This window comes from Microbacterium sp. (genome assembly GCF_011620665.1).
GTDB lineage: Bacteria > Actinomycetota > Actinomycetes > Actinomycetales > Microbacteriaceae > Microbacterium.
This window is the reverse complement of the sequence record NZ_WOYQ01000068.1, coordinates 29,495-47,995: the sequence shown is the minus strand read 5'-3', so window position 1 is coordinate 47,995 and position 18,501 is coordinate 29,495. Positions and strand designations below refer to the sequence as shown.

15 protein-coding genes, 1 tRNA gene and 1 pseudogene are annotated in these 18,501 nt (G+C 68.3%); 14 read left to right on the top strand and 3 right to left on the bottom strand.

Features of this window, described 5'->3' with window-relative positions; translation table 11 throughout:
- Positions 1-185 (top strand): annotated as a pseudogene (locus QZV81_RS10535) (transposase); the annotation flags it as partial.
- A gap of 420 nt (positions 186-605) precedes the next feature.
- On the opposite strand, the gene QZV81_RS08525 reads toward QZV81_RS10535, so the two are convergent.
- Positions 606-679 (bottom strand) — tRNA-Gly (locus QZV81_RS08525).
- A gap of 74 nt (positions 680-753) precedes the next feature.
- Between QZV81_RS08525 and dcd the strand changes: the two genes are divergently transcribed.
- Positions 754-1,359 (top strand): dCTP deaminase, encoded by a 606-nt coding sequence (gene dcd / locus QZV81_RS08520; RefSeq protein ID WP_292835732.1) that lies wholly within the window; start codon positions 754-756, stop codon positions 1,357-1,359.
- Positions 1,360-1,377: 18 nt separating this feature from the next.
- Here the strand turns inward: dcd and QZV81_RS08515 are convergent, their stop codons facing one another.
- A complete protein-coding gene (locus QZV81_RS08515; protein WP_292835729.1) occupies positions 1,378-2,769 on the bottom strand; it encodes an MFS transporter in 1,392 nt (463 codons plus the stop codon).
- A gap of 151 nt (positions 2,770-2,920) precedes the next feature.
- Here QZV81_RS08515 and QZV81_RS08510 point away from each other — a divergent pair, with 151 nt between their 5' ends.
- The 12 genes from QZV81_RS08510 to QZV81_RS08455 all read left to right on the top strand — a co-directional run bounded on the left by QZV81_RS08510 (position 2,921) and on the right by QZV81_RS08455 (position 17,480).
- Positions 2,921-4,657, top strand: a complete 1,737-nt coding sequence (locus QZV81_RS08510; RefSeq protein WP_292835726.1) for a DEAD/DEAH box helicase — start codon at positions 2,921-2,923, stop codon at positions 4,655-4,657.
- A gap of 162 nt (positions 4,658-4,819) precedes the next feature.
- Positions 4,820-6,688 carry a molecular chaperone DnaK gene (gene dnaK, locus QZV81_RS08505; protein ID WP_292835723.1) on the top strand — a complete coding sequence of 623 codons (1,869 nt, stop codon included), beginning with the start codon at positions 4,820-4,822 and terminating at the stop codon, positions 6,686-6,688.
- A gap of 7 nt (positions 6,689-6,695) precedes the next feature.
- Positions 6,696-7,301 (top strand): nucleotide exchange factor GrpE, encoded by a 606-nt coding sequence (locus QZV81_RS08500; protein WP_292835720.1) that lies wholly within the window; start codon positions 6,696-6,698, stop codon positions 7,299-7,301.
- An 8-nt stretch (positions 7,302-7,309) separates the two neighbouring features.
- Entirely contained in the window at positions 7,310-8,293 is a 984-nt protein-coding gene (locus QZV81_RS08495; protein WP_292835717.1) for a DnaJ C-terminal domain-containing protein, read from the top strand.
- Between the two features lie 6 nt (positions 8,294-8,299).
- Positions 8,300-8,728 carry a MerR family transcriptional regulator gene (locus QZV81_RS08490; RefSeq protein ID WP_292835712.1) on the top strand — a complete coding sequence of 143 codons (429 nt, stop codon included), beginning with the start codon at positions 8,300-8,302 and terminating at the stop codon, positions 8,726-8,728.
- A 154-nt stretch (positions 8,729-8,882) separates the two neighbouring features.
- A complete protein-coding gene (locus tag QZV81_RS08485; protein WP_292835708.1) occupies positions 8,883-10,079 on the top strand; it encodes a glycosyltransferase in 1,197 nt (398 codons plus the stop codon).
- 1 nt (position 10,080) lies between these two features.
- Positions 10,081-11,169, top strand: a complete 1,089-nt coding sequence (locus tag QZV81_RS08480) for a glycosyltransferase (protein ID WP_292835704.1) — start codon at positions 10,081-10,083, stop codon at positions 11,167-11,169.
- A gap of 267 nt (positions 11,170-11,436) precedes the next feature.
- Positions 11,437-14,022 (top strand): nitrite reductase large subunit NirB, encoded by a 2,586-nt coding sequence (nirB, locus tag QZV81_RS08475; RefSeq protein WP_292835701.1) that lies wholly within the window; start codon positions 11,437-11,439, stop codon positions 14,020-14,022.
- On the top strand, positions 14,019-14,390 hold the full coding sequence (gene nirD, locus QZV81_RS08470; protein WP_292835698.1) for a nitrite reductase small subunit NirD: 372 nt from the start codon (positions 14,019-14,021) through the stop codon (positions 14,388-14,390). The genes nirB and nirD overlap by 4 nt, the downstream gene beginning before the upstream one ends.
- A gap of 2 nt (positions 14,391-14,392) precedes the next feature.
- Positions 14,393-15,628 carry a uroporphyrinogen-III C-methyltransferase gene (cobA, locus tag QZV81_RS08465; protein ID WP_292835695.1) on the top strand — a complete coding sequence of 412 codons (1,236 nt, stop codon included), beginning with the start codon at positions 14,393-14,395 and terminating at the stop codon, positions 15,626-15,628.
- Positions 15,625-16,761, top strand: coding sequence for a uroporphyrinogen-III synthase (locus tag QZV81_RS08460; RefSeq protein WP_292835690.1), 1,137 nt, complete (start codon positions 15,625-15,627; stop codon positions 16,759-16,761). Before cobA ends, QZV81_RS08460 begins: the two co-directional genes overlap by 4 nt.
- Positions 16,758-17,480 carry a CbiX/SirB N-terminal domain-containing protein gene (locus tag QZV81_RS08455; RefSeq protein WP_292835688.1) on the top strand — a complete coding sequence of 241 codons (723 nt, stop codon included), beginning with the start codon at positions 16,758-16,760 and terminating at the stop codon, positions 17,478-17,480. The genes QZV81_RS08460 and QZV81_RS08455 overlap by 4 nt, the downstream gene beginning before the upstream one ends.
- Before the next feature lie 53 nt (positions 17,481-17,533).
- Here the strand turns inward: QZV81_RS08455 and QZV81_RS08450 are convergent, their stop codons facing one another.
- On the bottom strand, positions 17,534-18,427 hold the full coding sequence (locus QZV81_RS08450) for a formate/nitrite transporter family protein (protein ID WP_292835686.1): 894 nt from the start codon (positions 18,425-18,427) through the stop codon (positions 17,534-17,536).
- Between the last annotated feature and the right edge of the window lie 74 nt (positions 18,428-18,501).

Genomic DNA, 18,501 nt, shown 5'->3' with positions numbered 1-18,501 from the left:
GACACTGAAGCGATGGCGCGCTACCTCCTCAACCGCAGCGAGGGAACCATAGGCGAACTCACACGTCTGCTCACGGACGCAGCTGTTGCAGCGATCGAGACAGGCGAGGAAGCGCGATCAATCAGCGCACCCTCCTCGTCGCGTCGCACGTCGGGCCCACGGAGCGGCGACGTTCATTCGAGCGCATCACGTTCAAGGAACGTCCCCACCGAGAAGTGTTGAACTGGCGGGCATGGCTGCCCCTCAAATTCAAGAACAGGCCGGTCAGCGGCGTTTGCCCGGTCTGTGTGGAGAGCACGACAGATTGGGCGCTCACGTTTCCGCTGATCGTGCAACTTCCGATCACGCTCACCTGCCCGCGTCACGGTTGCAGGCTCGACAGCTTTGCGCCTGGTCGAAGCCGGAGAGGTTGAAGCACGTGGCACACTCGGCCACCTCTTGACGCCTGTTCTTGGTCGCGTCCCAGTACAGCGCGCCTTGTCCGTGTTCTCGTGCCTTCGGCATGATCGAACGCTACCTCTCGAGGTATACACATAGCTATACACATGTGCATGGCGTTCGGTGGTGCGCTGTGGCGGGACAACCCCGGAATTCCGGGGGTTTTGTGGAGGGGATGACGGGAATCGAACCCGCGCTATCAGCTTGGGAAGCTGAAGTTCTGCCATTGAACTACATCCCCGGAACGCCCAAAGGCGCTCCGTCAGCTTAGCAAACTGCCGTCAGCTCGCCGGACGTCCCGGGTAGGCTGTCCGCGTGCTTCTCAGCGACCGCGACATCCGAATCGAGATCTCCGCCGGGCGGGTCGCTCTGGACCCGTGGAACCCGGAGATGGTCCAGCCGTCGAGCGTCGACGTTCGGCTCGACCGGTACTTCCGGCTGTTCGACAACCACAAGTACCCGTTCATCGACCCGGCCGAGGATCAGCCCGACCTCACCCACCTCATCGACGTCGCGCCCGACGAGCCGTTCGTTCTGCATCCGGGGGAATTCGTGCTGGGTTCGACGTTCGAGCAGATCACCCTTCCCGACGACGTCGCCGCACGCCTGGAGGGAAAATCCTCGCTCGGCCGGCTGGGCCTGTTGACGCACTCGACTGCGGGATTCATCGATCCCGGCTTCTCGGGCCATGTGACGCTCGAACTCTCGAACGTCGCGACGCTGCCGATCAAGCTCTGGCCGGGCATGAAGATCGGGCAGCTGTGCTTCTTCCGGCTGTCCTCGCCGGCCGAGAACCCCTATGGCACGGGTCCGTACCTGAATCGCTACCACGGCCAGCGGGGTCCGACGGCATCCCGTTCGTCCCAGAACTTCCATCGCACCGACGTCGGCACCACCGATGCCGGCGCGCACGGCGGCTGACCCGCTCAGAACCCGGCCCTACTCGATCTCGGCCTGCTGCGCCTTGACCGGGAGCATGAGGATCAGCCCCGCGAGCAGAACCAGGACGAGTCCGAGAATCCCGAGTCGCGTGTCGCCGGAGAGCCCCACGAACAGGGCGAAGAGGCCGGGCGCGAGGAACGACACCGCGCGGCCCGTCGTCGCGTACAGGCCGAAGATCTCGCCCTCGCGACCCTCTGGGGTGATCCGAGCGAGGAACGAGCGGGATGCCGACTGAATCGGGCCGACGAACATGCACAGAATGAGGCCGAGGATCCAGAATCCGATCGGGGCGGAGCCGATGAACAGCACGAGCGTGCCGGCGACGACGAGTCCGACGAGGGAAAAGAGGATGACGTTCTTCGGGCCGAAGCGGTCGTCGAGCCGTCCGGCGAGGATCGTCGACACGCCCGCGACCACGTTGGCCCCCACGGCGAAGTAGAGCACTTCGGATGAGGAGAATCCGAAGACCTGGGCGGCGATGATCGCGCCGAACGTGAACACCCCGGCCAGGCCGTCGCGGAACACAGCGCTCGCGATCAGGAACATCAGCACCTGCCGGTTGCCGCGCCAGAGGCCCCGAAGGGTGTTGAACAGGACGACGTATGAAGCGAGGAATCCGATGCGGTTCGCCTGGGCGCGGGCGGGGATCTCGGGCACTCGCAGCAGCACAGGGATCGCGAAGACCGCGAACCACACGGCCGACGCGAGCACGGCGAGGCGAATGTGCAGGCCCCCGTCGGTGGTGACTCCCAGCGGCCCGGGACTCGAGACGAGCCCGATGAAGCCGACCAGCAGGATGATCAGCAGCACGATCCCGCCGACGTATCCCATTCCCCAGCCGAAGCCTGAGACGCGGCCCATGTTCTCCCTCGAGGAGACCTGGACGAGCATCGCGTTGTAGTTGACTCCCGCGAACTCGAAGAAGACGTTGCCCACTGCCAGCAGCGTCGCGCCGAGCACGAGATAGTCGGGCGAGCCCTCGACGAAGAACATCGCCGCCATCGAGAGCACCACGATCGCGGTGTTGATCCCGAGCCAGAGCTTGCGTCGACCCGATCCGTCGGAGCGCTGCCCGAGGACGGGGGCGAGGACGGCGATCAGGATGCCGGCGATCATCAGTGCGACGCCGATGAACGACGCGTTGCCGGCCTTCGCGGCGACGAGAGCCGGGTTCTTCTCGTCGTCCCCGGCCGCGGCGACGATCGCGGGATCGATGAAGTATGTGCTCGACAGGTACGTGCTGAACACGAAGGTCGTCACGACGGCGTTGAAGGCAGCAGAGCCCCAATCCCAGAGCGCCCACGCGAAAACGCTCGGTCGTCGGGTCACGGTGGTCGTGTCGCCCGTGGCGGCGAGGGCATCGGGGGCGGGCTGGTCGGGCAGCGACATGTTCGTCACGCTAGGTCCCTTCGGTGAACGGCCGGTGCACGGCTGTCGGTGCCGCGATCCGCATCGTCGCGGTGCGTCCTCAGACTAGGGGCGCGCGGAGCTTTCGGGCCCCAGGCCGTGCCGATCGCGGCCGGAGCACTACCGTGGACCCATGGCCTCTGACAGCACTCCCGATTCCCCCGGTGCGGACACCCCCCTCGGCTTCGACGACCTCGGCCTCGACGCGGGAGTGCTCAAAGCGCTGAAGGACGTCGGCTACGAGACGCCGTCGGCCATCCAAGCGGCGACGATCCCGCCCCTGCTGGCTGGGAGGGATGTGCTCGGGACGGCACAGACCGGCACCGGGAAGACGGCGGCGTTCGCACTCCCGATCCTCTCGCGGCTCGATCTGGCGCAGAAGGCGCCGCAGGCGCTCGTCCTCGCCCCGACCCGTGAACTCGCTCTGCAGGTGTGCGAGGCGTTCGAGTCGTACGCAGCGCATCTGCGCGGAGTGCACGTGCTGCCGGTCTACGGCGGACAGGGCTACGGGCAGCAGCTGTCGGCGCTGCGTCGCGGTGTGCACATCGTCGTCGGCACCCCCGGCCGCATCATGGATCACCTCGACAAGGGCACGCTGGACCTCTCCGAACTGCGCTTCCTCGTGCTCGACGAAGCCGACGAGATGCTCAAGATGGGCTTCGCCGAGGATGTCGAGACGATCCTCCAGGGCACCCCGGCCGACAAGCAGGTCGCCCTCTTCTCAGCGACGATGCCCGCGCAGATCCGCCGCATCTCCGCGCAGTACCTGAAGGACCCGGAAGAGATCAACGTCAAGTCGAAGACCTCGACCGCGGCGAACATCGCACAGCGCTATCTGATCGTGTCGTACCCGCAGAAGGTCGATGCCCTCACCCGCATCCTCGAAACCGAGAACTTCGAGGGCATGATCGTGTTCACCCGCACCAAGAACGAGACCGAGACCCTCGCCGAGAAGCTCCGCGCCCGCGGCTACACCGCCGCCGCGATCAACGGCGATGTCGCTCAGGTTCAGCGCGAACGCACCGTCAACCAGCTCAAGGCCGGCAAGCTCGACATCCTCGTGGCGACCGATGTCGCAGCGCGGGGGCTGGATGTGGATCGCATCAGCCACGTCGTCAACTTCGACCTGCCGATCGATACCGAGTCCTACGTGCATCGCATCGGACGCACCGGTCGCGCGGGTCGCGCGGGAGATGCGATCAGCTTCGTCACCCCGCGTGAGCGTCGGATGCTGACCTCCATCGAGAAGGCGACGCGTCAGCCACTGACCGAGATGAGCCTGCCGAGCGTCGACGATGTCAACGCGACCCGCCTGACCCGCTTCGACGATGCGATCACGGCAGCGCTGTCCGAAACCGACCGCATCACCCGCTTCCGCGACATCATCGCGCACTACGTCGAGCACCACGACGTGCCTGAGGCCGATGTCGCGGCGGCGCTCGCGGTCGTCGCGCAGGGTGACACGCCTCTGCTGCTCGATGCCGACGCTCTCAGGCAGGTCCGCGAAGAGCGTGATCACGCGGACCGGCCGGTCCGGGGGGACAGGGACGATCGGCCGCGGCGAGATGACCGGCGCGGCGGCGGGCCGACCGCGACCTATCGGATCGAGGTCGGGCGTCGGCACAAGGTCGAGCCGCGCCAGATCGTCGGCGCGCTGGCGAACGAGGGCGGCTTCCGCCGCGAAGACTTCGGCGCCATCCAGATCCGTCCGGACTTCTCGCTCGTCGAGCTTCCCGCCGACATCTCCCGCGACACGCTGAAGCGGCTGGAGGGCACACGGATCAGTGGCCGTCTCATCGAGCTCAAGCCCGATCGGCTCCAGCGCTCCGCGCAGCGTGTCGACCGACCGGACCGGCGTCCGCGCGCGTGACGCGTCCGCCCGGTCACGCCGCGCTGAAACTTGATATGAGTCGGCTCAAGTTTATTTGACACGCAATCCTGTCGTGCGTATCCTGGAACCCGGACGAAGTTGAGTCTCCATGACTCAATGTCCGGAGGCTTCTCCAGATCCGTTTCACGAAAGGAAACACACATGGCACGTGCAGTGGGTATCGACCTCGGAACGACCAACTCGGTCGTGGCCGTCCTCGAGGGCGGCGAGCCGAAGGTCATCGCCAACGCCGAAGGATTCCGGACCACGCCGTCGGTGGTCGCCTTCACCAAGGACGGCGAGGTGCTCGTCGGCGAAACGGCGAAGCGCCAGGCCGTCACGAACGTCGACCGCACGCTGAGTTCGGTCAAGCGGCACATGGGCACCGACTGGAAGACCCAGTCGATCGACGGCAAGGCGTACACGCCCCAGGAGATCTCGGCCCGCATCCTTCAGAAGCTCAAGCGCGATGCCGAAGAGTACCTGGGCGACTCGGTGACGGATGCCGTCATCACCGTGCCCGCCTACTTCAACGATGCGCAGCGCCAGGCCACGAAGGAAGCCGGCGAGATCGCGGGACTCAATGTCCTGCGCATCATCAACGAGCCCACCGCGGCCGCCCTGGCTTACGGCCTCGACCGCGGCAAGGAAGACGAGCTGATCCTCGTCTTCGACCTCGGTGGCGGCACGTTCGATGTGTCGCTGCTCGAAGTGGGCAAGGACGACGACTTCTCGACCATCCAGGTGCGCTCGACCGCCGGTGACAATCGTCTCGGCGGCGACGACTGGGACCAGCGCGTCGTGGACTACCTGATCAAGCAGTTCAAGGACACGACCGGCGTCGACGTCTCGAAAGACAAGATCGCTCTCCAGCGATTGAAGGAAGCGGCGGAGCAGGCGAAGAAGGAGCTCTCCAGCTCCACCTCGACGAGCATCAACCTGCCCTATCTGTCGCTGACCGATTCCGGCCCGGTCTCGCTCTCCGAGACGCTGACGCGCGCGAAGTTCGAAGACCTCACCAAGGACCTGCTCGACCGCACCAAGAAGCCGTTCGCTGATGTCATCCGCGAAGCGGGCATCAAGGTCGCCGACATCGACCACATCGTGCTCGTCGGCGGCTCGACGCGCATGCCCGCCGTTGCCGAGCTCGTCAAGAGCGAGACCGGCAAAGACGCAAACAAGGGCGTCAACCCGGACGAGGTCGTCGCCGTCGGCGCTGCCCTGCAGGCCGGCGTCCTCAAGGGTGAGCGCAAAGACGTGCTGCTCATCGATGTCACGCCTCTCAGCCTCGGCATCGAGACCAAGGGCGGCATCATGACCAAGCTGATCGAGCGCAACACCGCGATCCCGACCAAGCGCAGCGAGACCTTCACGACCGCGGACGACAACCAGCCGTCGGTCGCCATCCAGGTCTTCCAGGGCGAGCGTGACTTCACGCGCGACAACAAGCCGCTCGGGACGTTCGAGCTCACCGGCATCGCGCCGGCGCCCCGCGGCGTCCCGCAGGTCGAGGTCACCTTCGACATCGACGCGAACGGCATCGTCCACGTCTCTGCCAAGGACAAGGGCACGGGCAAGGAGCAGTCGATGACCATCACCGGCGGATCGTCGCTGGCGAAGGAGGACATCGAGCGCATGGTGCGCGAGGCCGAGGAGCACGCCGCCGACGACAAGAAGCGTCGCGAAGCAGCCGAGGTCCGCAATCAGGCCGAGACTCTCGCGTACTCGGTCGACAAGCTGATCAAGGACAACGACGACAAGCTCCCCGCCGAAGTGAAGGATTCCGTTCAGGCTGACGTCGACGCGCTCAAGACCGCGCTCGCCGGTGAGGACGACGATGCCGTCAAGAACGCCTTCGACAAGCTCAGTGTGTCGCAGTCCCAGCTGGGCGAGGCCATCTACTCAGCCAGCCAGGCGGCCGGCGAGGAGAGCGACCCGAACGTCGGTCAGCCCGGTAACGGCGAGACGCCGAACCCCGAGGAAGACGTCATCGACGCCGAGGTCGTCGACGACGAAGACGAGAAGAAGTAGGACAACCGTGAGTAAGGACTTCGAAGAGCCGATCGACGGAGTCCCCGCAGAGAAGGGGTCGGAAGCGCAGGCTTCCGGCCCCGACTCGCAGGGGGACGTCCCCGCGGACGACAACGGTCTCACCGTCGAGGACATCCTCGGCGCCCAACAGACGGACGAGGCGACGGTCGCCGACGCGCCGGCCGAGGACCACGACCTGCTGCTCGATCTCAAGCGCCTGCAGGCCGAGTACGCCAACTATCGTCGGCGTACCGAGGACCAGCGCGAGGCTGAGATCGATCGCGCCAAGGGCTCGGTCGCCAAGAGCCTGCTGCCCGTGCTCGACGACCTGGATCGTGCTGACAAGCACGGCGATCTGACCGAGGGCTCTGCGCTCGCGGTCATCGCCGGCAAGCTCCGCACGGTCGTCGCGAAGCTGGGTGTGGAGACCTATGGTGCCGTGGGCGACGCGTTCGATCCCCAGCAGCACGAGGCGATCTTCCAGGCTCCGACACCCGGCACTGAGACGGCGACGATTCTTGAGGTCGTCGAGGTCGGTTACCGCCTGGGCGGCAACGAGTTGCGTCCGGCGAAGGTCGTCGTGGCCGTCCCGGTCGACGGCTCAGAGGCGTAAGGAGGGTCATGGCCAGTCAGGACTGGTTCGACAAAGACTTCTACAAGACTCTCGGCGTCAGCAAAGACGTCTCGGATGCCGAGCTGAAGAAGGCGTATCGCAAGCTGGCGCGCACCTATCACCCTGATCAGACTCAGGGTGACGCCGCGAAAGAGGCGAGGTTCAAGGAGATCAGCGAAGCGTATTCGGTGCTCTCCGACAAAGAGCAGCGCGAAGAGTATGACCAGATCCGGGCGATGGGCGCCGGTGGCGCCCGCTTCCAGTCCGGGTCGGGTGGTGGATTCGAAGACGTCTTCAGCCGTTTCGGCCAGGGGCGGGCGCAGGGCGCGCAACAACCTGACTTCGACGACCTCTTCGCGATGTTCGGCCAGCAGGGTGGGGGCTTCGGTTCCGGCAGGTTCGGGCAGTCCACCGGGGGTTTCCGCGGCAGTGGCGGTCCACGGCGCGGCGCCGATGTGACCGCGCGAACGACGCTCGACTTCCAGACGGCCGTGCGGGGAGAGACCATCTCCCTCGCGGGCGAGGACGGCAAGCCCTTCAAGGTCAAGATCCCCGCAGGGGTATCGGACGGACAGAAGATCCGATTGCGCGGTCGCGGTCGGCGGTCGCCGGACGGCGGCGAGTCGGGCGACATCGTCGTCAGCGTGGCCGTTCGGCCGCATCCGGTGTTCACGCGCGAGGGGCTGAACCTCCGGGTCGTCGTTCCGGTGACTTTCACCGAGGCCGCCCTCGGCGCCACGATCGAGGTGCCCACGCTCGGTGGCGATCCCGTCAAGCTGCGTGTCGCGCCGGGCACCCCCTCGGGTCGGGTGCTGCGGGTCAAGGGCCGTGGCGTCCAGACGCCCAAAGGCACCGGCGACCTGCTCGCCGAGGTACAGGTGGCGGTCCCCTCACACCTCGATGATGCCGCGCGTGCGGCGCTTGAGCGCTTCCACGACCTGGAGCCGAGGGATAACCCGCGGGCAGACCTCATGGCCAAGGCGCGGGAGTGACGCACCATGGCCGACGAGGTCGATGAGGAGGCGCCGATCTTCGCGATCGCGGTGGCCGCGCAGCTCGCCGGCATGCATCCGCAGACGCTCCGCCAGTACGACCGCCTCGGTCTCGTCGTGCCGGGGCGAACTCAGGGCGGATCGCGGCGTTACGCGCTCAGGCACGTCAAGCAGCTGCGGGAGGTGGCCGCACTGTCCGCTGAAGGGATGAGCCTGCCCGCGATCTCGCGGCTGATCGAGCTGGAAAACGAGGCCCGGGTGCTGCGCCGCCGGGTCGCGGAGCTCGAGCAGCGTTTGCGCGAGGAGTTCGAGCAGCGCTCGCGCGTCTTCGCCGCCGGATCCAGCGGCTCGGTCGTGACGCTGCGGCAGGGGACCCGCGTTCGGCGTGCGACCGAGGTCGTACTCTGGCGGCCGGAGGCCGACGGTCCGCGGTGACCTGACCCCGCGTCCGGTTGGATGTCGCGCCGTGAGCTCAGCCAGGTCGTCTCGCGGGGTGCTGCGGGTGCTCGGTGGGCGCTCGGGTAGACTCGCAGCGGCGCCTCCGCGATCCGCGGTTACGCAGCCGCCGCACAGATTGGCCTCGTCTCCCGTGACCGGATCCGCGACGCCCGACTCCGCTCGGGGCCCGTTGACGATCGTCATCGCCGCCGACACCTTCGCTCCCGATGTCAACGGTGCCGCCCGCTTCGCGGAACGCCTCGCGGCGGGCCTCGCCGCACGCGGCCACGACGTGCACGTGCTCACGCCCGGCGTCACGGCGCGCAGCCATGGAATCTTCCGCGAAGTGGTCGAAGGCCAGGAGATCACCGTGCACCGGCCGCCGGGGTGGCGCTGGTACCCGCACGACTGGCTGCGCTTCGTCTGGCCTTGGCGCGCGAAGCACTATTCGCGGCTCCTGCTGAACGAGGTCCCCGCCGACGTCGTGCACAGCCAGTCGCATTTCGTGCTGGGGCGCGCGCTGACCCGCGTCGCGCATCAGCGCGGCATCCCCGTGGTGGCGACCAATCACGTCATGGCTGAGAACATCATCGACTTCACGATGCTCCCCTCGGCGCTGACCACGTTGTTCCTCAGGCTCGCCTGGGCCGATGCGAAGCGCACGTTCGACATGTCGCGCGCCGTGACCACGCCCACGCGCAGGGCAGCGGAGTTCCTCGAGAGCACCATCGAGATCACGGGCGTGATTCCGATCAGCTGCGGGATCGAGATGCGCAACTACACGTCTGACTTCACCGAGCGAGAGCGTCATCGTGTCCTCTTCGTCGGTCGTCTGACGACCGAGAAGCACATCGAGGTCTTGCTCGAGGCCGTTGCACGGCTGGCGCGCGAGCTCCCAGACATCACGCTTGACATCATCGGCGGCGGTGACCAGCGCCGCAATCTCGAGCAGATCGCGCAACGCCTGGGTGTGTTCGACCGGGCGGTCTTCCACGGCCGGGTTGACGAGGAGGCTCTGCGCGCGGCATACACGAAGGCCGACGTGTTCGCGATCGCGTCCGTCGCCGAACTGCAGTCCATCGCGACGATGGAAGCGATGGCCTCGGGCTTGCCGATCGTGGGGGCGGATGCGGTCGCTCTCCCGCACCTCATCCACGACGGCGAGAACGGCTACCTGTTCGAGCCGGGGAACGTCGACGACCTCGCCGACAAGCTTCGCCGCGTCTTGACCGCCGACCCCGCGGAGTATCGGCGGATGCAGCAGGCATCGCTTGACGGCGTCGAGATCCACGACATCGAGAAGACGCTCGACACTTTCGAGAAGCTGTATCGGGGCGAGCCGCTCTGACATGCGCCTGTTCTTCGACGCGCGCTACATCCGAGTCGACTCCCACGACGGGATCAGCCGCTATTCCACTGAGCTCGCCGCAGCGGTGGCCGCGGCAGCGCCGGCCCGGGGAGTCGAGGTGACGTATCTGATCTTCGATGAGCGTCAGCGCGGGTTCCTTCCCGCGGGTGCAGCCGTGCTCGTGATCGGCGGCCCGACCGCGCTCACCGAGCCGCTGGCGGCACTCGGGGTGAACAAGAGGCATCCGGATGTCGTGTTCTCACCGATGCAGACGATCGGCTCATTCGGCCGTCGCTACCGGCTCATCCTCACTCTTCATGACACGATCTACTACCGCCACCGCACGCCTCCGACGGATCTGCCGTGGTACGTGCGGTTCGGATGGCGACTGTTCCATCTGTCCTACGTTCCGCAGCGCCTGACGCTCAACGCCGCGGACATCGTCGCGACCGTGAGCGAGACATCTGCGGCCGAGTTCGCGCGGGCGCGACTGACCAAGCGCCCGGTCGTCGTCATCCCGAACGCGCCGCAGCGCCTCGCGGACCTCGGCATGACAGTCGCGCCCGGCGCCGAGAACCTCGTTTACATGGGCTCCTTCATGCCGTACAAGAACGTCGAGACGCTCATTCGCGCCCTGGCGCTGCTTCCCGGTCGCACGCTGCACCTGCTGTCACGCATCTCCGACCGCCGTCGCGCAGAACTCGAGGCGCTCATCGATCCCTCCGGCGGTCGCGCCGTCTTCCACGGTGGCGTGACCGACGCCGAGTACGCGGCGCTCCTCGCCGATCGCGCCGTGCTGGTGTCGGCGTCGCTCGCCGAGGGATACGGCTTGCCGGTGGCTGAGGCGATCGAGCTGGGTGTGCCCGCGGTCATCACCGACATGCCGATCTTCCGTGAGGTCGCCGGTGCGGGCGCGCTGTACGCGGCCGGGACGGATGCCGCGGCATTCGCCGCTGCCGTTCGCGCGCTCGACGACCCCGCTGTTCTGAGCGCGGTGGTCGCTGCGGGTCGCGCGCACGTCGCGCGCTTCACGTGGGAGCGCTCAGCCCACATCTTGCTGGATGCCGTGGAGTCCCTCGCCCTCCGCTGACCCGCGCGGTCAGCGCTCGCCGAGCGCGCGGGTTCGCCTCGAGCGCGCTGGTTGCAGCCCGCGCGGATCGGGCGCGCTCGGCAACAACGGGCGCTCTCGCCGTTGCCGCAGGCGTGCGGCCTCACGGGGCGCTCGCCGGATTGTGAGGAAGTCGTTCCCCCGGGGAAACGAAAGCCTGAGCGCGGTGAAACACGGGTTGTCTAGCGTCGGAGTTCCACCCGCACCGCAGTCTCGTGGTGGGCCGACGCATCGCACAGGAGGACTCCCGTGAGCGCACAGCACTCATCCGTCGCGCCGCAGCGGATCGTCGTGGTCGGCGCGGGTATGGTCGGCCACCGGTTTGTCGAGAGCCTCCTGAGCCGCGAGGACCTCGCCGTGCGGGTGGCCGTGGTCGGGGACGAGGGGCGCCTGCCGTATGACCGGGTGGGACTCACCGGCTACCTGACCGGACGCGACGCCGATGACCTCACCCTCGACTCGACCGCCTTCGATGACGAGCGCGTCGAGTTCCTCTCCGGGGACCCTGTTGCCGTCATCGACCGGTCGCGACGACGTGTGCGGCTGGTCAGCGGCCGATTCCTCGACTACGACCGGCTCATTCTGGCCACCGGCTCGTGCGCCGCGCGCCTCGCGTTGGACGGGTTCGACTTGCCGGGATGCTTCGTCTACCGCACGATCGACGACCTCGAACAGCTGCGGGCCTTCGTGGAGCGGCGCCGCGAGCAGCTCGGCCGGCCGCTGCGCGGCTACGTCGTGGGGGGCGGTCTCCTCGGCCTCGAGGCGGCGGGGGCTCTCGGCGGCCTCGACGTGGCTGCGACGGTCGTCCAGTCCAGCGATCGGCTGATGTCGGCACAGCTCGACGGCGCTGCCGGCGGCATCCTCCGTCGTCTGATCGAGGCCCGAGGCATCGGCGTGCGCACCGAGACCGTCACCACAAGACTCGACCCGGACCACACCGGTCAGGTCTCGCGGATCGAGTTCCGCGATGGCGGTCATGCCGACCTCGATGTCGCCATCTTCACGGTCGGGGTGCGACCGCGAGACGAGCTCGCCCGCGCCGCGCAGCTCGACTGCGACCCGCGGGGTGGCGTTGTGATCGACCACACCTGCCAGACGAGCGATCCGGCCATCCTGGCCATCGGCGAGGTCGCGAGCTTCGACGGCAGGGCAGTCGGTCTCGTCGCCCCCGGCTACGCCATGGCGGAGGTCGCCGCGTCGCGCGTGTGCGGCGGAGACGCGACGTTCCCGGGCTTCGACCTGTCGGCAAAGCTCAAGTTCTCCGGTATAGATGTCGCGAGCTTCGGTGACGCGATGGCCACCACACCCGGCGCACTCGACGTCGTTTACGCCGACCCGACCGCCGGCGTGTACAAGAAGCTCGTGCTCTCCGACGACGCCGCGACACTGCTCGGGGGCATCCTGGTGGGGGATGCTGCCGCATACGGCTCGCTGCGTCCGCTTGTCGGCGGGGCACTGGGCGCCGATCCGGCGGTGTATCTCGCGCCCGAGACGTCCGGCGGTGCGCCGGTCGCGGATTTGCCCGACGAGGCCGTCGTCTGCTCGTGCTCGAGCGTGACGGCCGGTCGGATCCGCCGCGCCGTGCACGACGAGGGATGCGCGGACGCCGTCGCAGTGAAGGCGTGCACCAAGGCGGGCGCAACGTGCGGATCCTGCAGCGTCATGGTCAAGAAACTGGTGGGGCAGGAGCTGGCGAAGTCCGGTCAGATCGTCTCGAACGCGCTGTGCGAGCACTTCGACCTCTCACGCCGGCAGCTTTTCGACGCCGTGCGCGTCTCGGGGCTGACGACGTTCTCGGGCATCATCGAGCGCTTTGGCCGCGGACGCGGCTGCGACGTCTGCAAGCCGGCGCTCGCGAGCATCCTTTCGACACTCGTCGGCGGACACGTCCTCGATGGTGAGAACGCCACGCTCCAGGACACGAACGATCACGTCATGGCCAATATGCAGCGTGACGGAACCTACTCGGTCGTGCCGCGTATGGCCGGTGGCGAAGTGACGCCCGAGGGGCTGATCGTCATCGGTGAGATCGCGCGCGACTATGCGCTGTACACGAAGATCACGGGTGGCCAGCGCATCGACATGTTCGGTGCCCGGCTGGAGCAGCTGCCCGAGATCTGGCGGCGCCTGGTCGACGGCGGCTTCGAATCGGGGCAGGCCTACGGCAAGTCGCTGCGGACGGTCAAGTCGTGCGTCGGGTCGACCTGGTGTCGTTACGGGGTGCTCGACTCGGTCGGGATGGCGGTGCGGCTTGAACTGCGCTATCGCGGACTGCGCGCTCCGCACAAGCTGAAGCTCGGGGTCTCGGGGTGCGCGCGTGAGTGCGCCGAAGCGCGCGGGAAGGATGCCGGGGTCATCGCGACCGAGAACGGCTGGAACCTCTACGTCGGCGGCAACGGCGGCTTCACCCCGCGGCACGCGCAGTTGCTCGCCGAGGGTCTCGATGACGACGGGCTGATCCGGGCGATCGACCGCTTCTTCCTCTATTACATCCGCACGGCGGACCGGCTGCAGCGGACGGCGCCGTGGGTGGCCGATCTGGAGGGCGGCCTCGACGAACTGCGCGCCGTGATCTTCGACGACAGTCTCGGCATCTGCGGCGATATGGACGCCGCGATGGCGCGCCACGTCGACAGCTACGAGGACGAATGGGCGGCGACGCTCGCCGACCCCGAGAAGCTTGCGCGCTTTCACTCGTTCGTCAACGCGCCCGACACCCCCGACCCGTCGTTGGCCTACGTCGCCGAGCGCGGCCAGGTCCGCCCCGCGAGCGCAGAAGAGCGTCGCGCGGGAGTGGTTCCGATTGCCGGCACCACGCTGGCGGTGCGGCGATGACCGTCGTCGAGGCGATGACGGGTGCGCGGCGGCACACGTGGCTGCGGCTCTGCGCCGTCTCGGACCTCGAAGTCGAGCGCGGCCGGGCGGCCCTGATCGGTTCGACCCAGGTCGCCCTCTTTCTGCTCCGCGACGGTGCGCTGCACGCGGTGTCCAATCTCGACCCGTACAGTGGGGCCAACGTGATCTCTCGAGGAATCGTGGGCACTCGCGCCGATGCGCCGACGATCGCGTCACCCATGTACAAGCATGTATTCGACCTGCGGACCGGCGTCTGCCTGGATCCGCAGGGCAAGGAACCCGCCCATCTGCGGGTCTGGCCCGTCGCACGGCGGGGCGAGGAACTCTGCATACGTTGGGAGGAGTGACGATGACGACGATGATCGGGCTGTCCCTGGTCGGGCGCGAGGTCCTGCTGGTCGGCGGTGGTGCCGTCACCGCCCGTCGAATGCGACGGCTGCTGGACGACGGCGCGCACCTGCGGGTCGTCGCACCCGAGCTCTGCCCCGAAGTACGCGAGCTGGTGCGACGCAGCGACGTCGCCTGGATCCGGCGTCGCTTCCGTCGGCGCGATCTTGCCGGCGCCTGGATGGTCCACACGGCCACGGGTGATCCCCGCACAGATCTGACCGTCGCCGCCGCGTGTGAGCGCCGCCGCGTGTTCTGCGTCAACGCCTCCAGCGCGGGACACGGTTCGGCCCGCCTCACCGCGCAGACCGCGTCCGGAGACGTGCTGGTCGGCGTCGTGTCGGATTCAGGTGTCGACCCGCGGCGATCCGTGCGCGTGCGCGATGCCATCGACCGCCTCCTGGCCGACGGGCGCCTGCCGTTGCGCCATCTCCGCACGACGGGCGTCGGTCGCGTCGACCTCGTCGGCGGGGGACCAGGGGCCGTGGACCTCCTCACGGTGCGCGGGCGGCGGCTCATCGCCGAAGCGGACGTGATCGTCGCCGACCGTCTCGGGCCCGCGGCCCAGCTCATCGAGGAGCTCGACCCCGATACGCTCGTCATCGACGTGGGCAAGCAGCCCGGTCACCACCCCGTCCCGCAGGCGGAGATCAACGCCCTGCTGATCGAGCACGCGCGCGGGGGCCGACGCGTCGTGCGCCTCAAGGGCGGCGACCCCTTCGTCTTTGGGCGCGGCGGCGAGGAAGTGCTCGCGTGCGTGGCCGCGGGCGTGCCCGTCGACGTTGTTCCCGGCGTCTCCAGTGCCATCTCGGTGCCGCAGGCTGCCGGAATCCCCGTCACCCACCGCCGGACCGCCTCGGCGGTGCACATCGTCAACGGGCAGGCCGTTCTCACTCCGGCGACGCGCGCGGCGCTCGCCGACGCCGACGTGACGGTCGTCGTGTTGATGGGCGTTGCCGCGCTGGCCGCACTCGTCGACGCCGCGCTCGCTGAGGGTGCGGATGCGGGCCGCCCGGTCGCGATCGTCGAGAGTGGACACACGCCGCAGCAGCGCACGACCCACACGACGCTGGGCTGCGCGGTCTCCGACGCGCGCCGTGCGGGCGTTCGCAACCCCGCGGTGATCGTCGTCGGCGAGGTCGCGCGCGCGGGTTTCTTGATGCCTCACCCCGAGCGGGCGCTCGAATGGGCGGGGTGACTCCGCCACCTCCGCTCTCGGAGAGCCTGCGAGGCTGCACGATTGTGATCGCCGTCGATCGCCGCGCGGGTGAGCTGACCGCCGCGCTCGAGCGTCACGGTGCGCTCGTGCAGCAGGCACCCGCCCTCACGATCGTTCCCCACATCGACGACGAAGCCCTCTGGGCGCGGACGCGCGAGCTGATCGCCGCCCCGCCGGAGATCGTCGTGGTCACGACCGGTGTCGGATTCCGTGGCTGGATCGATGCGGCCGACGAGGCCGGGCTCGCAGACGAACTCACGACGGCACTGACCGGGGCGCGATTCGTCGCACGGGGCCCGAAGGCCCGGGGCGCGATCCAGCAGGCTGGATTCACGGCCGATTGGGTGGCCGAGTCCGAGACGGCTGCCGAGCTCGGCGAGTACCTGATCGCGCAGGGCATCGAGGGGGCCCGGATCGCCGTGCAGCACCACGGGTCGGGCGCTGACGGCCTTGATGAGCTGTTCGCCGCGCACGGAGGCGATGTCGTCAGCCTCACCGTCTACCGGTGGGGGCCACCGCCGGATCCCGACACCGTGAGGCGCTCTGTCGCGCAGACCGCCGACGGCGATGTCGACGCGGTCCTGTTCACCTCCGCGCCCGGCGCGGCGCAATGGCTGGCGGAGGCGGCGGGTGCGGGATGCCTGACGGAGATCCGTCGGAGGGCGAGCGGCGGGCGCCTCGTGATGGCTGCGGTCGGCCCCATCACCGCCGGCCCGCTGGTGGGCGCTCAGGTTCCCGTGCTGCTGGCTGAGCGCGGAAGGCTCGGCTCGCTCGTGCGCGGCGTCGTCACGCATTTCGGTGGTGGGTCCGCGCCGTCGCTGCTCACCAGCGCGGGCGCTCTGCAGCTGCGCAGCGGCGGCGCGATCATCGACGGTCGCTTCATCCCTCTCTCGCGCACGGCCGGTCGCCTGCTGGGAGTGTTGTTCGACGCACGCGGAGATGTGGTGGCCCGCGCGGAGCTGGTGGAGGCTCTCCCGCGCACCGGGCAGGGCGACCATGCCGTCGAGATGGCCGTCGCGCGGGTGCGAGAGGCCCTCGGCATTCCCGGCATCATCAGGACGGTCATCAAGCGCGGCTATCGACTCGACGTGGACGTGGACGTGGACGCGTGAGCGACGCCTCCGCGACCACGCTGATCGCCTGTTCGCACGGCACGCGCTTCGCCGACGGTCGTGCGGTCGTGTCCGCGCTGGTCGCCGAGGTTGTGCGCCTGCTGCCGGGCACTCGCGTGCTTCCCGCCTTCGTCGATGTCGAAGAACCCGCGGTGGCCGACGTGGTCGCAGACGTGCCGGTCGATCAGCGCGCCATCATCGTCCCGCTGCTGCTCTCCCGCGGGTTTCACACCAGTGTGGACATTGCCCGCGCGGCCGCTCCATACCCACACGTGCGCGCCGCTCTCCCGCTCGGACCGCATCCGCTGCTGGCTGATGTGCTGATCTCGCGCCTCGCGGAACTCGAGGGTGAGCCGTTGCGCGGCACGCACGTGGTGCTCGCGGCGTCGGGCTCCGCGAACCCCGTCGCCGTCACCGACGTGGAGGCACTCGCCGAGACGGTGCGCGAGCGACTGCCGTGGCCCTTGACGGTCGGCTACGCCGCGGGCGTCACGCCGCACATCGCCGACGCGGTCGCGGCGGCGCGCGCTGCGGGTGCCGAGCGCGTGATCGCGGCGAGCTATGTGCTCGCACCGGGGCATTTTGCGAGCCTGGTGGCCGCGAGCGGCGCCGACGCTGTGAGCGCTCCGTTGGCGCTCACGCCCGACGGTCGAGCCGAACCGCGCGTGGCGCGTGTGATCGTCGACCGCTTCCATGAGGCGATGCGAGCCGCATCCTGACCCTCGTACATGCGGATGCGGCCCCACCCGAAGGCGGGGCCGCATCCGCATGATCAGACGCCGACGGGGACGGATGCCGGCGCGTCGGCCGAGGCGCTGAGCGGCGCGGTCGGTCGGCGGGACGAGCCGTCGCGCATCGTCGGGATCCGCGACGGCGCGGTGTGGCCGTGGGTGCTGTAGAGGGTCAGGCCCACGAACGTGATGCCGCCGACGAGGTTGCCGATGACCGTGGGGAACTCGTTCCACAGCAGGTAGTCGCCCAGGGTGAAGTCGGCGCCCAGCAGCAGGCCGGACGGGAACAGGAACATGTTCACGATCGAGTGCTCGAATCCCATGTAGAAGAAGAGCATGATCGGCATCCACATGCCGACGACCTTGCCCACCAGGCTGTCGCTCATCATCGCCATGACGACCCCCGTCGAGACCATCCAGTTGCAGAGCACGGCCCGAACGAACAGCGTGAGCATTCCGCCCATGCCGTGGTCGGCATATCCCACGGTGCGGCTGTGCCCGATCTCGCCTATGGCCTGACCGACAGCGCTCGGCTCGGTCGTGAACCCGTAGGTGAAGTAGACCGCCATGAGGACGGCGACCAGGAACGCGCCGATGAAGTTCCCGAGGAACACCAGCCCCCAGTTGCGCAGGACGCCGCCGGTGGTGGCTCCCGGTCGCTTGTCGATCCAGGCCAGCGGTGCGAGCGTGAACACTCCCGTCAGCAGGTCGAAGCCCATCAGGTACAGCATCACGAAGCCGACGGGGAAGAGCACAGCGCCGAGGAGCGGCTGCCCGGTCTGCACCGAGACGGTGATCGCGAATGCCGCGGCCAGCGCGAGGATCGCGCCGCCCATGATGGCGCGGATGAGGGTGTCGCGGGTCGACATGAGGATCTTGTTGGCGCCGGCATCCACCATGCGGGTGACCAGTTCAGCGGGTTTCACGTAGGACATCGGACCTCCGGGGAGCGGGGAGAAGAGAAGAGAAGAGAAGAGAAGAGAAGGGTGTGTGGATCTCCAGCATGGAG